The organism is Barnesiella sp. An22, from assembly GCF_002159975.1.
GTDB lineage: Bacteria > Bacteroidota > Bacteroidia > Bacteroidales > Barnesiellaceae > Barnesiella > Barnesiella merdigallinarum.
In genome coordinates this window covers 75,764-92,981 of record NZ_NFJR01000009.1, presented here as the reverse complement: position 1 = coordinate 92,981, position 17,218 = coordinate 75,764, and the positions used below count along the sequence as shown (strand labels likewise).

Annotated in this window: 8 protein-coding genes; 3 read left to right on the top strand and 5 right to left on the bottom strand. The window is 58.9% G+C overall.

Annotated features, from left to right (window positions below; all coding sequences use genetic code 11):
• Positions 1–7: 7 nt before the first annotated feature.
• The 3 genes from B5F38_RS09795 to B5F38_RS09785 form a co-directional block, all read right to left on the bottom strand.
• Positions 8–1,987, bottom strand: coding sequence for an alkaline phosphatase family protein (locus B5F38_RS09795; RefSeq protein ID WP_087409101.1), 1,980 nt, complete (start codon positions 1,985–1,987; stop codon positions 8–10).
• A 234-nt stretch (positions 1,988–2,221) separates the two neighbouring features.
• Complete coding sequence (locus B5F38_RS09790; RefSeq protein WP_087409100.1) at positions 2,222–2,929, bottom strand: DUF5715 family protein; 708 nt, start codon at positions 2,927–2,929, stop codon at positions 2,222–2,224.
• Between the two features lie 22 nt (positions 2,930–2,951).
• Positions 2,952–3,563 (bottom strand): SagB/ThcOx family dehydrogenase, encoded by a 612-nt coding sequence (locus tag B5F38_RS09785; RefSeq protein WP_087409099.1) that lies wholly within the window; start codon positions 3,561–3,563, stop codon positions 2,952–2,954.
• Positions 3,564–3,733: 170 nt separating this feature from the next.
• Here B5F38_RS09785 and B5F38_RS09780 point away from each other — a divergent pair, with 170 nt between their 5' ends.
• The 3 genes from B5F38_RS09780 (at position 3,734) to secA (ending at position 9,972) form a co-directional block, all read left to right on the top strand.
• Complete coding sequence (locus B5F38_RS09780; RefSeq protein ID WP_158096870.1) at positions 3,734–4,939, top strand: DUF4105 domain-containing protein; 1,206 nt, start codon at positions 3,734–3,736, stop codon at positions 4,937–4,939.
• A 6-nt stretch (positions 4,940–4,945) separates the two neighbouring features.
• On the top strand, positions 4,946–6,529 hold the full coding sequence (locus B5F38_RS09775) for an alkaline phosphatase family protein (RefSeq protein ID WP_087409097.1): 1,584 nt from the start codon (positions 4,946–4,948) through the stop codon (positions 6,527–6,529).
• 107 nt (positions 6,530–6,636) lie between these two features.
• Positions 6,637–9,972 carry a preprotein translocase subunit SecA gene (gene secA / locus B5F38_RS09770; RefSeq protein ID WP_087409096.1) on the top strand — a complete coding sequence of 1,112 codons (3,336 nt, stop codon included), beginning with the start codon at positions 6,637–6,639 and terminating at the stop codon, positions 9,970–9,972.
• A 96-nt stretch (positions 9,973–10,068) separates the two neighbouring features.
• On the opposite strand, the gene B5F38_RS09765 is transcribed toward secA, so the two are convergent.
• Both B5F38_RS09765 and B5F38_RS09760 read right to left on the bottom strand, forming a co-directional pair.
• On the bottom strand, positions 10,069–12,384 hold the full coding sequence (locus tag B5F38_RS09765; protein ID WP_087409095.1) for a BamA/TamA family outer membrane protein: 2,316 nt from the start codon (positions 12,382–12,384) through the stop codon (positions 10,069–10,071).
• Positions 12,381–17,111: a translocation/assembly module TamB domain-containing protein gene (locus B5F38_RS09760; protein WP_087409094.1), complete on the bottom strand. Its 4,731-nt coding sequence runs from the start codon at positions 17,109–17,111 to the stop codon at positions 12,381–12,383. Before B5F38_RS09760 ends, B5F38_RS09765 begins: the two co-directional genes overlap by 4 nt.
• Positions 17,112–17,218 lie beyond the last annotated feature (107 nt).

Below are 17,218 nucleotides of genomic sequence, written 5' to 3'. Positions count from 1 at the left end.
TCGGTTTTTAACGGGGTTGATAACCTATGTATTTGCCGGTAAGGCCGTTGCTCATCAGGTATTGAGCCGTTTGCAATATCGAGAAGGAGTAGTCGCGCAGCGATTGGCGGGCCGCCGGGTCGGCTATGTCGCCGCTCTGTTCGATGGTCTGTTTGTGGGCGAGCAGCCACTCCTGGTTATCCTTGGGTTTATAGATGTAGAAGAGCGAATCGTTCACGCAGCCTACGGCATCGTCGGAGGTGAAGACCACCGCCGGACGCTTCTCGCGCAGCAGGTCTACGCCGAAACCGTTGTTGACGTAGTCGATTTGCAGCAGCCCCAGCAGCGTAGGAGCTATGTCGGTCTGTCCGCCCAGGTCGTCGATCTGGCGCGGCTCGATGGTCGAGGGGGCATAGATGAGCAGCGGCACGTGGTTGAAACTGAGGGGCATGTCGCTGCGAGGTGTCCCTACCAGCTTCCCGTGGTCGCCCACAAAGACAAAGATGGTGTTGTCGAACCACTCCTCCCGGCTGGCCTGGGTGATGAACTGCTCCAGAGCGTGGTCGGCAAACTCGACGATGCGCAGCTCGTCGGTGTTGTTGCGGGCCTTGAAATCTTTGGGCACCACATAGGGCGGGTGGTTGCTGATGCTCAGCAGGGCGGCAAAGAAGGGTTTACCCTCGCGGGCCGTCTGGGTGAGTACCGGCAGGGCATACTGGTAGAGGAAGTCGTCCTGCACGCCGAAGCTGTTGACCACCTTCTCCTTGGGATAATCTTCCTGGGCAAAGATGCGGTCGAAGCCGTTGGTGCGCAGGTAGCCGTTCATGTTGTCGTATTGCGACTCGTGCGTCATGAAGAAGAGGGTGCTGTATCCGTTGTCCTGCAGGATGGTGGGCAATCCGGCAAAGAAGGGGATGACGGCCCCCTTCATCGAGTTGCGTTTCATCAGAGCCGGGTAGGAGTACAGCGTGGAGTGGATGGCGTGGTTGGTGTGCGTGCCGGCCGAGAAAAATCGGTTGAAGCAGAGCGATTTCGTAGCGATGGTGTCGAGGAAGGGGGTCAGCTGCCACGGATTGCCGAAGTGCCCCATCAGCTCGGCCGACATCGATTCCATGAAGATGAGCACCACATTCTGGCGGGTCGGTTCGCCCGGGTTCTCTACCCGGCGGGCGATGGGCGACACCTCGGGCAGCGAGTCGGCGATGTGGTATTCCCGGCGCACGCGGGCGATGGCCTCCTGGTCGTCCATGAGCTCAATCTCGCGGTTCTCCGATTTCGAAGCCTCCAGCGAGCTGCGCAGCAGATTGAAGGCCGGGCTCACACCCAACTGATTCAAAAACGTATTGTTGCAATAGTAGGCCGCACTCACCTTGATGGGGTTGTAGCCCACCCGGCCCCGGATGCCGAACATGCAGCCGCCTATCAGCACGATAGAGCCCAGCAGCATGAGCAGCTCGTTGGGCCAGTGAAATTTCTCGTCCGATACCCGATGGATGTCGAGGCAGGTGCGTTGCCGCAACCAGCGGAGCAGAAAGACGAAGAGAATCGAGAGGGCGAGGAAGAGCACGAAGGCGACGATGTAGGAAAACTCGCCGAACATCAGCCCCAATGTGGTACCCGCGTAGCCGAACCAGTTGAATATCGAGGCGTTGATATGCTTGAAGAAGTAGGCAAAGTAGGGTATGTCGGCCGCCGATATGGCAAAGGCCAGCACGTAGAAAAGGGAGAAGAAGATGCCCACACCCCGGAACAGCGCCTTCCCGTAGTACCCCAGCAGGGCACATATCGATACCACCGTGAGCGGCAGTATCATGATGTAGCAGGCCACCACGTTGTCGAGCCACACGCCCCGGGCGAAAGCCTCGGCACGGGTGAGTACCGACAGGTTTTCACCCGCCAGGTAGTCGTAGCCTTGCATGAACAATATCAGGCGGAACGCGGCAAAGAAAAGAAGCCCCAGCAGATGTATCGAAACCAGATAGCGCAGGGCGTACAAATATCGTTTCATCGGTCGTATTGCTTAAACAACGCTGTAAAGATAGTGAAAGGAGAAAGCCGAGGCAAATGAAAACGGAAATTCCTGTGGTTTGTGCCGCCCCCGCACTGGCTGCAGAGCCAGCTTGGGGCGTGGGGAGAAGTCTCTTTTGTTGGCACGATTCCGCATCGTAGCGTGGAACAACCGCACCCACATCCGCGTGGAATATTCGGGCAGCGGAGTCCGGCTCGGAGAGATATGCCGGTCTTACCGGGCCGTAATGTGGAAACAGCCCTGCCGAACCTCGTACTTCACATAGCATTTGTGGTTTTTGCGCAGATTGTAGAGCACCTCGCCCAGCAGCAGGCGCAGGCGGTCGGAGGGGACGAAGCAGGTCGAGTCGGTCACGTTGTAGCGGTTGTAGGCAATGTCGAAGGTGGTGCCGTAGCGGTGGGCCGAGTTTTCGCTGGCGTTGGTGTTGCGCCGGCGCAGCGAGCGGATGGACTCGTCGGAGCGGAGGGCACTGGTGAGGATGATTTGCCGTCCGCCGGCACCGCGGCTCTCGAGCGAATCGTTGAAGTTCTTCCCGATGGTCATCAGCAGCCACTTGGTTCTGGGGGTGAGGTAGGGAATCGAGTGGGTGAGCTTGTCGACCGAGTAGTATTCGCAACTGTCTATTTTGGCCAGCTTCCAGAAGCCCATGCTGCGGGCCTCGTCTAGCGACTCGAGCGGGGCGATGCCGTTTTTGCGGGCAATGGCCAGGTGCTGGTCGTTGAGGTCGTTGAAGAGTTTGCGGAAACTGGTGTACTGGATGGGGCTCTTCGGCCAACCGGTGGGGCGGGGCTGGGTCTGCTGCTTCACCTCGAAGGTGTCGATAAAGGAACTGTCGGGGTAGTCGGGCTCGACCTGCTTGCCTTTGCAGCCGGTGATGAGGAGGGCGAAGATGACGAATATCGGTAGTAAGGTGTGACGCATGAGGTGAGGCTTTTCCGGGGGATTATCGAGCCGGATAGCCGACTGTCTGTGTCAATATTACTTTCTGGCGTTCATTCAGTTTCAGTACCTGGGCCAGTTCGGCGGCATCGAACGAGCCGCGCACCACGCTGCCCAGTCCGGCCGAGGCACAATAGAGATAGATGTTCTGGGCTATGAAACCGCAATCGACAAACATCATGTCGTTGCCCGGAGCCTTGTCGAGGTCGGCCACAAAAACGATATTGAGCGGAGCCGTCTGGGCAAAAGGCTGTTTGCCGGCACTCTTGCGGAAGTCGCCGGCGGCTACCTGAGTCAGCACGTTTTGACGGGCATCGTAGCAGTAAGCCCCCTGGGCGGTGATGACATAGAGCGAAATCTCCTGCCGGTTGAGGGCCGAAGGTGCCGTGCGTTTATCCTCCCGGTTGTATCCCCAGGCGGCCCACAGGAGGTCGGCCATGGTTTGCGGCTCGATGGCCCGGGTGGTATCGAACTGGCGGGTAGAGGCCCGTTGGGCGAGTACCTGCATGAGCGGTTGGCCTCCCTGTTTCTGGGGGGCGGGGAGCTCGATGTTCTGGGCCATGGCCATCATCGGGCTCGCTATGAGGAGCGACAAAAGTAAACCTTTGATTTTCATACTGCTTGGTTTTGAGTGCGACGAACAAAGATAACGATTTATTCGGTAGAGCCCTAAAATAAAAATGTAAAAATTATCAAAGTCGAAGAAAATAAAAGAGTTACCCTTCGGGTGAATCGAGCGGAAAGTTGTACTTTTACACCACATTTTTTCAGGCGATGAAATCGAGCATGTTGATAAAGGTACGATTATTCGTGGCTGCGCTGGTGGCCGCGCTGGCAATGAGTGTACAGGCCCAGGTCGAGAACCGCGACTCCCTGCAGGTGAGTCTGCTCACGTGCGGCCCCGGTACCGAGGTGTACGAGCTTTTCGGACACACGGCCTTGCGGGTCAGGCAGTTGACTCCCGGCGGATTTGACTATGTGTTCAACTATGGCATGTTCGACTTCAATGCCCCGGCCTTTGTGTGGCGGTTTACCAAGGGCGAGACCGACTATTGCCTGGGTGTGAACGACTTCCGCACCTTCCTGTTCAACTATGTGATGCGCGAGTCGCGGGTCGACGAGCAGATTCTCAACCTCACGCCCGAGCAGAGCCAGGCACTCTTCTACGCCCTGCTGGAGAATGCCCAGCCCCAGAACCGCGTCTACCGCTATAACTTCCTCTTCGACAACTGCGCCACCCGGCCCCGCAACATGGTCGAGGCGACCCTCGGCAATCGGGTGCGCTACCACGAACCCGAGGGCGAGTTGCCCACCTTCCGCGAGGAGATCGACAGCTACGCCGAGCGTTGCCCCTGGCTCATCTTCGGCATCGACCTGGCCCTGGGTGGCAGTCTGGACCGCCCCATGACTTACCGCGAACAGATGTTTGGCCCCGAGGTGCTGAAAGAGGCCTTCGCCCGGGCCGAGATTCAACTCGCGCCCGACTCGGCTGCCGTGCCGCTGGTGAGCCGCACCGAGGTGCTCTACGACCCCGAAGTCCCGGCCCGTCCCGGTGTGACCCCCTTCTACCTCACCCCTCTCTTCGTGGCCTGGTTGCTGGCGGCGATTGTGGCGGTGTGGTCGCTCTGCGACATCCGGCGGGGACGTTGCTCGCGGGTACTCGATACCGTGCTCTTTACCGCCTACGGATTGGGAGGAGTGATTGTCTTTTTCCTCATGTTCGTCTCGGTGCATCCGGCCACCTGGCCCAACTATTCGGCCTTTTGGCTTCATCCCCTGTGGTTGTTGATGGCCCTCTTCATTTGGTTTAAATCTCTTAAAAATATCGTTAGATACTATCATTTTGCTAACTTTGCGGGGCTGTTGATTTTTCTGGTGCTGTGGCACTGGATTCCCCAGCAGTTCAACCCGGCATTCATTCCGCTGGTGCTGGTGTTGATGATGCGTTCGCTCACCTGGCTGTGGGTGGAGCACGGCAAGAAGCGGAATTGAACAGATATGAAAAAAAAGGTATTAGCAACACTTCTGCTCTCTTTGCTGGTTGTACCGCTGGTACAGTCGGCCGACCAGGCACCGCGTCTGGTGGTGGGTATTACGGTCGACCAGTTGCGCACCGACTACCTGATGGCCTTGCAGCATCTTTTCGGAGAGAAGGGCTTCAAGCGATTGATGAAGGAGGGGGTGGTTTGCGAAAACTTGGTCTACGACTATCCCAATGTCGACAAAGCCTCGGCTACGGCCACGCTCTACACGGGCACGATGCCCTTTTTCCATGGCATCCCCTCGGAGCGGTTTTTCAATACTACATTCCAGCGCGAAGAGTTTATTCTGAACGACCCTTCCAAGATAGGCAACTATACGCAAGAGACCTTTTCGCCCGAACGGCTCAAGACCTCGACCATCAGCGACGAGGTAAAGATTGTGAGCGGCGGCCTGGGGCGCGTCTATGCCGTGGCTCCCGATGCCCAGCAGGCCATCATCAGTGCGGGTCATGCTGGTAACTGTGCTTTCTGGATAAACGACCGTAACGGCAAGTGGGCCACCACGACCTACTACCGCGATGTGCCGGCCTATATCGAGCAGTTCAACTACGGACGTTCGCTGTCGGCTCGCATCGATACGCTGGCCTGGACGCCGGTCTATACCCCCGACCTCTATACGGCCATACCCTACCTGACCAACGATTTTTCGTTCAAGCGCACCTTCTCGCACGACAACCGCGACCGCTTTGCCCAGTTCAAGACAACGGCGCTGGTCAACCGCGAGATTACCGATGTGGCCGTGGAGTTCCTCGACAAGGGGCTTCTGGGACGCCGGGGCGTGCTCGACATGCTCAACGTCGGCTATACGGCCGGGGTCTACCTGAACAAGACCGTGCAGGAGTACGGCCTGGAGTTGCAGGACACCTACGTGCGCCTCGATCGTGATCTGGCCCGGCTGCTCGACGAGATAGACAAGAAGGTGGGGCTCGACCATACCGTCATCTTCGTGGCCTCGACCGGCTACTTCAAGGGCGAAGCCAAGGAGTCGCCCATCTACAACATACCCTCGGGCGAGTTCTATCCGCGCCGTGCCGTGTCGCTGCTGAATGTCTACCTGATGGCTCTTTATGGCCAGGGCGACTGGGTCATCGGCTACCAGAACCGACAGATATTTCTGAATCGCAAACTCATCAAGGAGCGCGACCTCGATGCCGACGAGATGCGCGACAAGGCCGCTTCGTTCCTGATACAGATGGCCGGTGTACAGGATGTGTACACCATGCAACGGCTGTTGCTGAGCTACGGTACCGACCGGCTTGCCGCCATGCGCAACGGCTACTGCCCCAAGCTGTCGGGCGACCTCGTGCTCGATCTTTGCCCCGGGTGGGAGGTGGTGTATGAGGACAATGTCGACACCCGCGAGTATGTGCGCATCAATGCCATACCGGCCCCCTGCTTTATCCTCGCTCCCGATGTGAAGCCGGTACACATTGCCACGCCGGTGCGGGCTACGGCCATTGCACCCACCGTTTCTCGCCTGCTGCGCATCCGTTCGCCCAACGGTTCTTCGTCCACTCCGCTCTCCGAAATTCAATACTAATTTCTTCCTTTTTGCGGAGTTAGCAAAATTTGCATTATTTTTGCAGGGTTCTATAAGGTTCCCTGCGGGGAAGAACCTTTTATTAACGAATAAAACAGACACTTTATATGGGATTTAACGATTTATTGAAAAAGCTGTTCGGCAACAAGTCGCAGCGCGACTTGAAAGAGATAGAGCCTTATATCCAGAAGATTAAGGCCATATCGCCCGAACTCGAAAAACTGACGAACGACGAGTTGCGTCATCGCGTCGATGTGGTGAAGCAGCATATCCAGGATACGGTTGCTCCCGACCGTCAACGCATTGCCGAGCTCAAGGAGCATGTCGAGACGCTCGACTACGACAAGCGTGAATCGACTTGGGAAGAGATTGACAAAATCGAGAAAAACATTCTGAAGAAAATCGAAGATGTGCTCGACGAGTCGCTCCCCGAGGTTTTTGCCATCGTGAAGGAGACCGCCCGCCGTTTCTGCAACAACGAGACTATCGAGGTGACCGCCAACGACTTCGACCGCAACCTGGCCGTAGACCACGACTTCGTGCATATCGAGGGCGACAAGGCCATCTATGTGAACCACTGGATGGCCGGTGGCAACGAAGTGGTGTGGGACATGGTACACTACGACGTGCAGCTCATCGGTGGTGTGGTACTGCACAAGGGTAAGATTGCCGAGATGGCTACCGGTGAAGGTAAAACGCTGGTGGCCACGCTGCCGGTATTCCTCAACGCCCTGCCGGGCAACGGCGTGCACGTGGTGACGGTCAACGACTACCTGTCGAAACGTGACTCGGAGTGGATGGGCCCGCTCTACATGTTCCACGGCCTGTCGGTCGACTGTATCGACAAGCACGAGCCCAACTCCGAAGCTCGCCGCAACGCCTACAATGCCGATATTACCTTCGGTACCAACAACGAATTCGGTTTCGACTACCTGCGTGACAACATGGCCAGCTCGCCCCTCGACCTGGTACAGCGCATGCACAACTACGCCATTGTCGACGAGGTCGACTCGGTGTTGATCGACGATGCCCGTACGCCGTTGATCATTTCGGGTCCCACCCCCAAGGGCGACGACCAGATGTTCGAGCAGTTCCAGCCCAAAGTCGAGGAGCTGGTGAAGATGCAGCGTACCCTGGTAACCAAGCTGCTGGCCGAGGCCAAGACCAAAATCGCCTCGGACGACAAGAAGACCCGCGACGAGGGTGCCGTGCTGCTCTACCGTTGCTTCAAGGGTCTGCCCAAGAACGGAGCCCTTATCAAATACCTCAGCGAGCCCGGTATCAAACCCCTGATGCTCGAGACCGAGGCTATCTATATGGCCGACAACAACCGCCGTATGCCCGAGATTACCGACGACCTCTACTTCGTAATCGACGAGAAGAACAACAGCATCGACCTTACCGATAAGGGTATCGATGTGATGACCGGCAAGTCGGACGACCCCAACTTCTTCGTGCTGCCCAACATCAGCGAAGAGCTCTCAGACCTCGAGAATCAAAACCTCACGCCCGAGGAGAAACAGAACCGCAAGGACGAGCTGCTGCAAAACTACGCCATCAAGGCCGAGCGGGTTCACACCGTGCATCAGTTGTTGAAAGCCTATACCCTCTTCGAGCTCAACGACCAGTATGTGGTCATCGACAACAAGGTGAAAATCGTCGACGAGCAGACCGGCCGTATCATGGAGGGGCGTCGCTACTCCGACGGTCTGCACCAGGCCATCGAGGCCAAGGAGCACGTGAAGGTCGAGGCCGCCACGCAAACCTTTGCCACCATCACGTTGCAGAACTACTTCCGCATGTATCACAAGCTGGCCGGTATGACCGGTACCGCCGAGACCGAAGCCGGTGAGTTCTGGGACATCTATAAGCTCGATGTGGTGACTATCCCCACCAACAAGCCGGTAGCCCGTATCGATATGGACGACCGGGTATACAAGACCAAGCGTGCCAAGTACAACGCCGTAATCGAAGAGATTGTGAAGATGGTCGAGGCCGGACGCCCGGTACTGGTAGGTACTACGTCGGTCGAGATTTCGGAGTTGTTGAGCCGTATGCTCACCATGCGCAAGATCAAGCACAATGTGTTGAATGCCAAATATCACCAGCGCGAGGCCGAAATCGTGGCCCAGGCCGGACAGACGGGTACCGTGACCATCGCTACCAACATGGCCGGTCGTGGTACCGATATCAAGCTGTCGCCCGCCGTGCGCGAGGCCGGAGGTTTGGCCATCATCGGTACCGAGCGTCACGAGTCGCGTCGTGTCGACCGTCAGTTGCGTGGTCGTGCCGGACGTCAGGGCGACCCGGGTTCGTCGGTATTCTTCGTATCATTCGAAGATACGGTGATGCGTCTGTTTGCCACCGACCGCGTGGTGAAGATGCTCGACCGTCTGGGCCTCAAGGAAGACGAGATGATCGAACACCGCATGGTATCCAAGTCGATTGAGAACGCCCAGCGTCGCGTCGAAGAGAACAACTACGGTATCCGCAAACGGTTGCTCGAATACGACGACGTGATGAACGCCCAGCGTAACGTCATCTACACCAAGCGTCACCACGCCTTGATGGGCGAGCGTATCGGTATCGACATCATGAACATGTTCTACGATACCATCGAGTCGCTGGTCGAGGCCTACAACGGCTCCAACGACTACGAACCGCTGTCGATGGAGATGTTCAAGATATTTGCCGTAGAGATGCCTTTCGACGAAGAGAAATTCCGCTCGATGCGCAAGAACGAGATTATCGACAGCCTCTACGAGGCCGTGGTCGCCACCTTCAAGCGCAAGGGCGAACGCATGGCCGAGATTGCTCACATGAATATCAAGCCCTTCGTAGAGATGCGCGGTCTGTCGACCGGCATGATACGGGTGCCCATCACCGATGGCAAACGGGTGTTTGGTATCGCCTGCGACATCAACGAGGCCTACAAGAGCGAATCGCAGTCGGTGGTTAAGCAGTTCCAGAAAGCCGTATTGCTGATGACTATCGACGAGGCTTGGAAAGAGCACTTGCGCGAACTCGACCAGTTGCGCCAGTCGGTACAGAATGCCAGCTACGAGCAGAAAGACCCGCTGTTGATCTACAAGCTCGAGTCGTTCAACCTCTTCAAGTCGATGGTCGAGGCGATGAACCGCAAGGCTATCGCCATCCTCATGCGGGGTCAGATATACATCCAGGAGCCGCAGGATGTGCGCGAGGCCGCTCCCGAACGTCGCGAGGATTACAGCAAGTACCGCACCCAGAAGGACGACTACCCCGGTCAGGCCCAACAGCCGGCCCAGCAGGGTCAAGCCCAAGCTCAGGCACAGGCCGCCGCTGCACCGCAACAGCCGCGGGTTACCGAGCCTATCAAGGCTGCTCCCCGCGTAGGCCGCAACGATCCCTGTCCTTGCGGTAGCGGCAAGAAATACAAAAACTGTCACGGGAGAGGACTTTAATCTCCCTTTTGCCATACGCACGCAGCAGGCGACTCTCTTCGGAGAGCCGCCTGTTGTATTTTTGTTGAATAGCTTTTAAGGTCGGGGGGGAATACCTTAGAAGGGGTAGCCGATAGCCAGGTGGAAGGCGAGGCTGTTTTTGAATGAGGTCATGTTGTAGTACCCTTTGCGGCCGGTCTCGTAGGGGGCGTGGATGCCGATACCCAGATCGCCGCGTATCACCAGCATCCCGATGTCGTAGCGCAGCCCCACGCCGGTACCCAGGGCGATGTCTTTGAGGAAGGTGCGACCGTCCAGCTCGCCACCCGGGCGGTTGGGGTCGCGCTTCAGCAGCCAGATGTTGCCGGCATCGACAAAGGCGGCGCCGTGCAGGTCGCCCCAGATGGGGAATCGGTATTCGAGGTTGGCCTCGAGCTTGAAGGTACCCGTCTGGTCGAAGTATCCGTCTACATCGTCCTGCGGCGGCAGGTAGCTGCCGGGGCCCAGCGAGCGGATGGTGAAGGCGCGTATGCTGTTGGCTCCACCGATGTAGAACTGTTCGCTGTACGGAACCTCCTGCGAGTTGCCGTAGGCATGTTCGGCCCCGATGAACAGGCGGCCTACCAGCCAGTGGTCGGGGCGGAAACGGTGGTAGTAGACCATCTCGGCGCTCCCCTTGACAAACTGGGAGAAGCTGCTGCCGAAGATGCGTTTCTCGCCGTGTTGTCCCAGCAGCGAGGTAATGCCGCTCAGGATGTTGCCGGCCGACATGCCCATCAGTTGCCATACGAAGCGATTGTCGACTTCGCGGCCGTAGGAGGTGTCGTAGGTATAGGTGTAGCTCGACGAGGGGATGAACTGGTCGCGGAAGCTGAGGGCGATGGCGGGGTTCTCCTCCATGGTCTTGTCGAACGACTCGGTGGTATTGAGCAGTTTGGTATAGACCAGTTTGAAGGGGGTGACCGAGTGGCCGGCCCGCAGCGAGGTGCGGTACTCGTAACTCATCGACCCGTTGAACGACACCATGCGGAAGTAGTGCGGCCGATTCATCAGGTTGGCACCCAACTGGAACCGCGTGTAGGCGGGGTATCGGCGGGTGCGGGGCATCTGCGGCAGGAAACCGGGCACGATGCGGGGGAAGGAGAGCGACGAGTTCAAGCCGAATTCATAGGAGTTGAAGAGCGATGCCTTGCCGTGTTGCGAGCCGCCGCCCGTCTGCCACTCGTAGCTGCCGTTGAGTTTCACCGAGAGCTTCTCGCCGCCCCCGAAAAGGTTGTTGTGGTTGATACCGAAAATCAGTCCCGGGCCTATGTAACTGTTCGACTTGGACGAGACGTTGGCCTCGATGGTGGCCTCGAGCGGCACGTCGAAAGCCGCCTGTATCGTAACGTCGAGCGAGTCTCGTTGCGCAAGCGAGTCGAGCGGGGTCACCTCGACGGCTACCGAGCGGAATATGCCCAGCCGTCCCAGATTCGACTGGGTGGTGTTCTGCGTGGCTACCGAATAGATGGTGCCCGGTCTGAAGGTGATGTTGCGGGGCAATATCCACTGCTTCAGGTGGACAGGCTTGCGGTAGACTACCGTCAGGTGGGGATACCGGATGGTGTCGGGCGTGCCGCCGCCGTCGGCCCGTTGCAGGTTCACGTGGATGTGCCCCACGTAGTAGGGTTTGAGCGCCTGGGTAGGGATACCCTTCTTGAGGGTCATGCGCAGCGCCACTTTGCCGGGCGAGAGGGTCGTATCGGCCAGATACTCGATATACTCGGGACGGAAGTAGAAATAGCCGTTGTTGCGCAGGGCGCTGGTGATGCGGTCGCGTTCGGCCGAGAGCGAGTCGAGGCAGTAGCGGTCGCCGCGTTGCAGCAGGGATGCGCTGCTGATGCTGTCGATAAACCGGGTGAGGGGGGTGGTGGGTGCAGGCAGCTCGATGGTGTCGAGGGTGTAGGGCGGCGGCACCTCGACCTTGTACGAGATGCGGGCCTTGCGGGGGTTACGCTTGTTGTAGATGAGTTCGTAGTCGGCCTCGGCCCCGAAGTAGCCGTTGTTGCTCAAGATGTTCTTGATGACATTCATGCGCAGTTCTGGCTGTACGCTCGAGACGAGCACCGGCTCTTTGGCCAGCTTTTCGTAAATCCAGTGCTTCAATCCTTTGTCGCTTTTGGGTTCCAGATAGTTCCACACCCAAAGCCCGATGGGGAAGGGGGTGCGCACGTAGGGCGAGAAGAGGGGATTGTTGGGAGCCACCGAGAGGGAGGTCTTGATTTCGGACTTCACGTTGTCGGCAATCTTCACCCCCGAGTCGGGGATAATCTCCATCTTCTTCACGCCGGTATAGAGCACCTCGTCGTCGGTGAGGCGACGGGTGGTGGAACACCCGATGAGTATCGCCGTGGCCAGCAGGGCGACAAAGAGGTAGGCAAGGGTCTGTTTCATGGTGCGGCCTCCTTTCGGCTTTTGCGGGAACGGAAGAGCTCCCAGAGGTTGACCAGCCGTTTCTTCACGACGAAGCCCACGCCGGTCTGGGTGATTTCGCCCTCGAGAATACTCTCGTAACCCGTGTGGCGGAATACCTTGATATACATGTTGTCGCGCTGGTTGAGGTAATATTCCAGCGAAATATCGTCGATAAAGTTCTCCTTGAAATTGACGTCGGCATTGTCGTCGGGGCTGAGGCTACCCCCGATGACCACCTTCACCCGGTTGTTGAAGAGGCTCTTGGCCGCCCGGTAGGAGTAGTCGGTGCGGGTGTTGATGCCCGAGGCGTCGGTGTAGGAGTCGATGCCGAACGAGAGGTCGATGCCCTTCAGCCCCTGGGCCCACTGGTTGAGCTCCTTCTCGAGGAACGAGTTGAGCGGGTTGCCCAGCAGGTCGCTCCGCGTGGTCGAGGTGCCCGGCCCGGTGTAGGTATTGTAGATGAGCAGACTCATGGCTTGCGAGGCCCGCTGCTCGGCCGTGAGCGAGGTGAGCTGGTTTTGCAGGGTGAGGTCTTCGGGGGCCGAGAGGTCGAACGAGACCGAGAGGTTTTCGAGCGAGTTCTTGATGAGGATGCTGATGTCGAAGTTGACCTGCCGCGAGTTCTTGTCGTCTTCGGTAATGGTGGTGCGCACCGTCTCGACGGCGGTAATAGACATTTGCGGGTCGGCAATGTCGCCGTTCCACGAGACGAAGCTGCCGTCCTGTATCTTGAACAGCTTCTCCGAGATGATGGGCGGGTTGTAGCGCACGAATCCGCCCGAGAGGTTGTAGCGGCCCGAGAACCGGCTGTCGCCCAGGGTATTCATCGTGTAGGTGAGGTTGCCGCCACCCTGAAGATCGATGCGGTTTTTGCCGTCGACCGAGAGGTTTACCCCCATCTTCACGGTGGGCGATATGTTGATGTTGACCAGGATGTCCATGCCCATCATGTTGCTTTTGGGCAAAGTATCGGCCTCGATTACTTCGGTGCTGTCGTTGAACGAGACGAAAGTGACGATGTTGTTCTCCTGCTGTTGCAGGGCAAAGGGCGAGTCCTGCATCACGTAGGTCACCTCGGTACCGGTGAGCAACCCCACGTTGCCGGTTATCTTCAGGCCGTCGAGGGGGCCGTTTACCCGCATGTCCATATCGGCGATGACCGAGCCGTAGAGGGTGGCCTTGGTGCTGCGGCCCGACTTCACGGGCTGGAAGGCCGAGGCGAAGATGTGCAGGTCGGTGTTGATCTTCTCCAGATTCCGGAAGTCGACGTTCCCGTCGATGTGCAGCGGGTTCTTGTTGGCACCGGCAATTTCGTAGTTGTCGAACAGCAGCACGTTCCGGTCGATGCGTATGGGGTTGGGCGAGAAGCTGAGGCTGGCCCCCATCGATTTGGAGCTGGCCGAGGCCTGCTCCATCTGCAAATAGCCGTCGAGCTGGGGAGCCGAAGTGGTGCCGCCCACGGTCATCTGCCCGTTGAGGTATCCCTGCAACTGGGCCATGTCGGCCGGCAGAAAGGGGTTGGCCGTGGCCAGGGGGAGGCTGTCGACCGACAGTTGTAGCGTCACGGGCGATTCAGCCTTGTCGTCGAGCTCTCCCGACAGGGTCAGTACCTGCACGCTGTCAATCTGCAGGGCGGCCTGAGCCTCCTGCCGACCGAGCGAATCGAGCCGGTAGTCGACCTTCAGGTCGAAGTCGCCCACCCGTCGCTTGCCGTAGTAGAATTGCGATACCTCCAGGTTGCCGGCTACCTGGGTGCCGCTCTGCGGGAAATCGACCAGCAGGTTGGCCGAGACGCTGCCTGCAATCTGCGGCGAGAAGGGTGACAGTGCCAGCCAGGGGGCAATCTCCATGCCGTTGATGTCGACCTTCAGAGGCTCCTGCCGGGCCAGGTCGTGGTCGGCGGGCGAGCCGTGCAGGGTGGTGACAATGAGGTGACGGTCGCCGTGGGTGAGGGCGATGTTGGCATCGAAGTGGTGCCGGTCGTAGTGGTAAGCCAGGAAGTTGTCGGGGTTCAGGGTCCAGGTTTCGAAGCCGATGATGGGGTTTTTGGGGAAGAGCGAGACCTTCACGAGCGAGTCGAGGAAGTCGACCTGGCTACCGATGCGGAATCCCTCCTGTCCCTGCCGGTTTTTCTGCACGCAGAAGAATTTGGTTGTATTGCCCGACAGGAACCCGTTGAGGTTGACCGAGGCCAGTTGGTCCAGATTGCCGGGTTTGTTGCCCACCTGGAGCGAATAGTAGAGTCGCTCTTCGCGTTCGTGCCGTTCGAACAGCGAGAGCTGTATGGTGTCGATGACGATGCCGCTCGCCGAGAAGCGGTCGATCTGACTCCTGGCATTGAGCAGGGAGTCGTTGGCCGCCGTGAGGCTGAATTGCGAGAACCCCATGCCTGCCCCCTGGAGATATTGTTGCACCAGGTTGTTGCGTTTGGCACTGGCCGTGAGTTCGAAAGGGGGCAACGCCTGGTGCAGTGCCTCCATGTCGAGCCGTTTCTTCTCCTGCACCGAAGCGACGATGGGCATCGCGTCGCTAAGTTTGGCCAGGAATGGCGTGAGCCCCGTAGCCGAGGTGAAGTTCACCGCCAGGTCGCCGCTTTGCAGCGAAGCCTGTATGCGGGTCGAGTCGGTTTGAGCCGCGAGCGACAGCTTGTCGGTCTGCAGTCGCCCGGTGGGCAGCAGGAGCGACAGCTTGCTGAGGTCCAGGGTCGCCTGGTATTGCTCCTTCTCTGGTTCTACCTGCCCCGACAGCGCTATCGAGGTCGACATCTGGCAGGTCTCGGTGGTGAGTCGCAGCGCGTGGAGGTCGGTATGGATGTCGCCCGAGAGGGCTACGAGGTACTGTTGTGGAGAGATCGAGCCCGACAGGCTGAGGCCGACGAGCAGGTTGGGGTCGGTGCAGGCGATGTGGCCCGTGGCCCTCCCGCGGTTCACGCGGGCGTCGACGGTCAGTCCCGAGTAGAGATACCCCGCATATTGGGCGGTGTCTACCTCGAGGTGGGCCGTGAGTCGGGCCAGCGAGTCGAGCGGATTGTATCGCTCCCCTTCGATTCGAGCCGAAGCCGAGAGTACACCCAGCGAATCGTGCGGCAGGAAGGCCGAGAGGGGGAAGCGGTCGATGTGCAGACGCCCCCGGTATTGCTGGCTGCGGGTATCGAGTCGGGCTCGCAGTGCGATGCTGCCGTCGCCCGTTGAGAGTCGGGCCCGCGATTGGATGGTCGGGCCGGCCAGGGTGGCCCTGCCCGAGAATCGGGTAGGGGGAAGATGGAGGCGATGGCGCAGCGAGTCGGGTATGAATTGGGCGATGAGCGGCGACTCCCTGAGGGCGATGCCCCATTGCAGTTCGCCGGCCAGACGCTCGGTATCGGGCAGGTGTTGCACGCGCCCGGTGGTGCGGGCATTGAATGTGCCGGGCAGCGACAGGTCGCCCCGGGTGAGGAGCAGGTCGCCCAGCGTGCCGCCCACGGTTATGTCGGTGTGCAGCGTGCTCGAGAGGAGCACTCCCCGGGTATAGGAGTCGTATTGGGGAAAGAGTCGGATGAGGTCGCCCACGGCAATGCGGGCTTGCAGCTCGGCCTCGACGGGAGCCTGGGGCGACTGGGTGAAGATGTCGCTCCCCGCCTGCAGTTGGGCCGAAATTTCGGAAAGGGCGGTTTGCAGGAGGAAGTCGTGCAGGGCGATGCCGGTCGAGTCCATCGCAAAGACGCCTTGCGTGTGGGTGACGGCCAGCCCCGAGCGTTCGACAAAGGCAAGCTGTTTGATAGGTACCCGTATGGCACTGCCCTGGTTGTAGAGCGAGTCGATGGCAATCTCGATGCCGTTGAGCGACAGGTAACCCGGGTCGAGCCCCTTTTGTGGAATCTTCGTCGGCAGGGCATAGAGGGCGCTGTTTTGGTGCAGCCGCAGTTGTGCTATCCGCACGGTCCACGGTGGCGAGACCACCGTGTCGGCAGCCTCTTCGGAGGGAGTGGTAGTTTCGCCGGTCTCGCCGCTGCCCGGGTAGTAGCGGTAGTCGCCCCGGTCGATGGTCGCCTCGGCCACATCGACCTGCTGACGATAGAGGTCGATGTATCCCTTCCGCAGGGTCGCTGTCTCAATCGAGGCGTCGAGCTGCTGGATGGTGGGCTGCATCTGCATGGCGTAGTGTATCTGCGACAAGCCTATCTCGCCGACCGAGATGCGCCAGTCGAGCGGGGCGCTGGCGGTATCGGTGGTGTCGGTCGACTCGCCCGCGATGTCGAGGGCAATGTCGCCACCCTGGAGCTGGAGCGAGGGCAGCTCGATGAGCGAACCTTTCAGGTCGACGCGGGCCTCTTGGGTAGCAAACCGTTCGACGCGAGCTGAGAAGGTGAGGGTCGAGTCGGCATTTGCAAAGCGGAAACGGGTGGCGTGCAGGGCGATTTCGGTGACATCGACCTCGCCCTTCAGCAGCCGGGCCGGGGCGATGCCTACCTGTACGTTGCCACTTTGCAGCAGGGTGTCGCCCGGAGCGGTGAGCAGCAGGATGTCGTCGATTTGCAGCTTGAAGGGGAAGCGCAGCGACAGGTCGCCGATGGTCAGTTGCATGCCGGTCGACTGGTTCACGTAGCGGCATATTTCGGTTTTCCCCCATCGTTGCACGGCCGGTATGTAGATACACAGCGGCAGGGCAAGCAGCAGCACGAAAAGCGAGGCAAGGGTGATGGCAATATATTTCAGTGCTCTTTTCATGAGGGAGGAATCTTTTTCAAGTCTCTGTATTTACACCCTATTTAACGGTTTTCCAGTGACTGGATTATAAACATTGGCTTCGAGAAATTTGTTTTGAGAATATACCG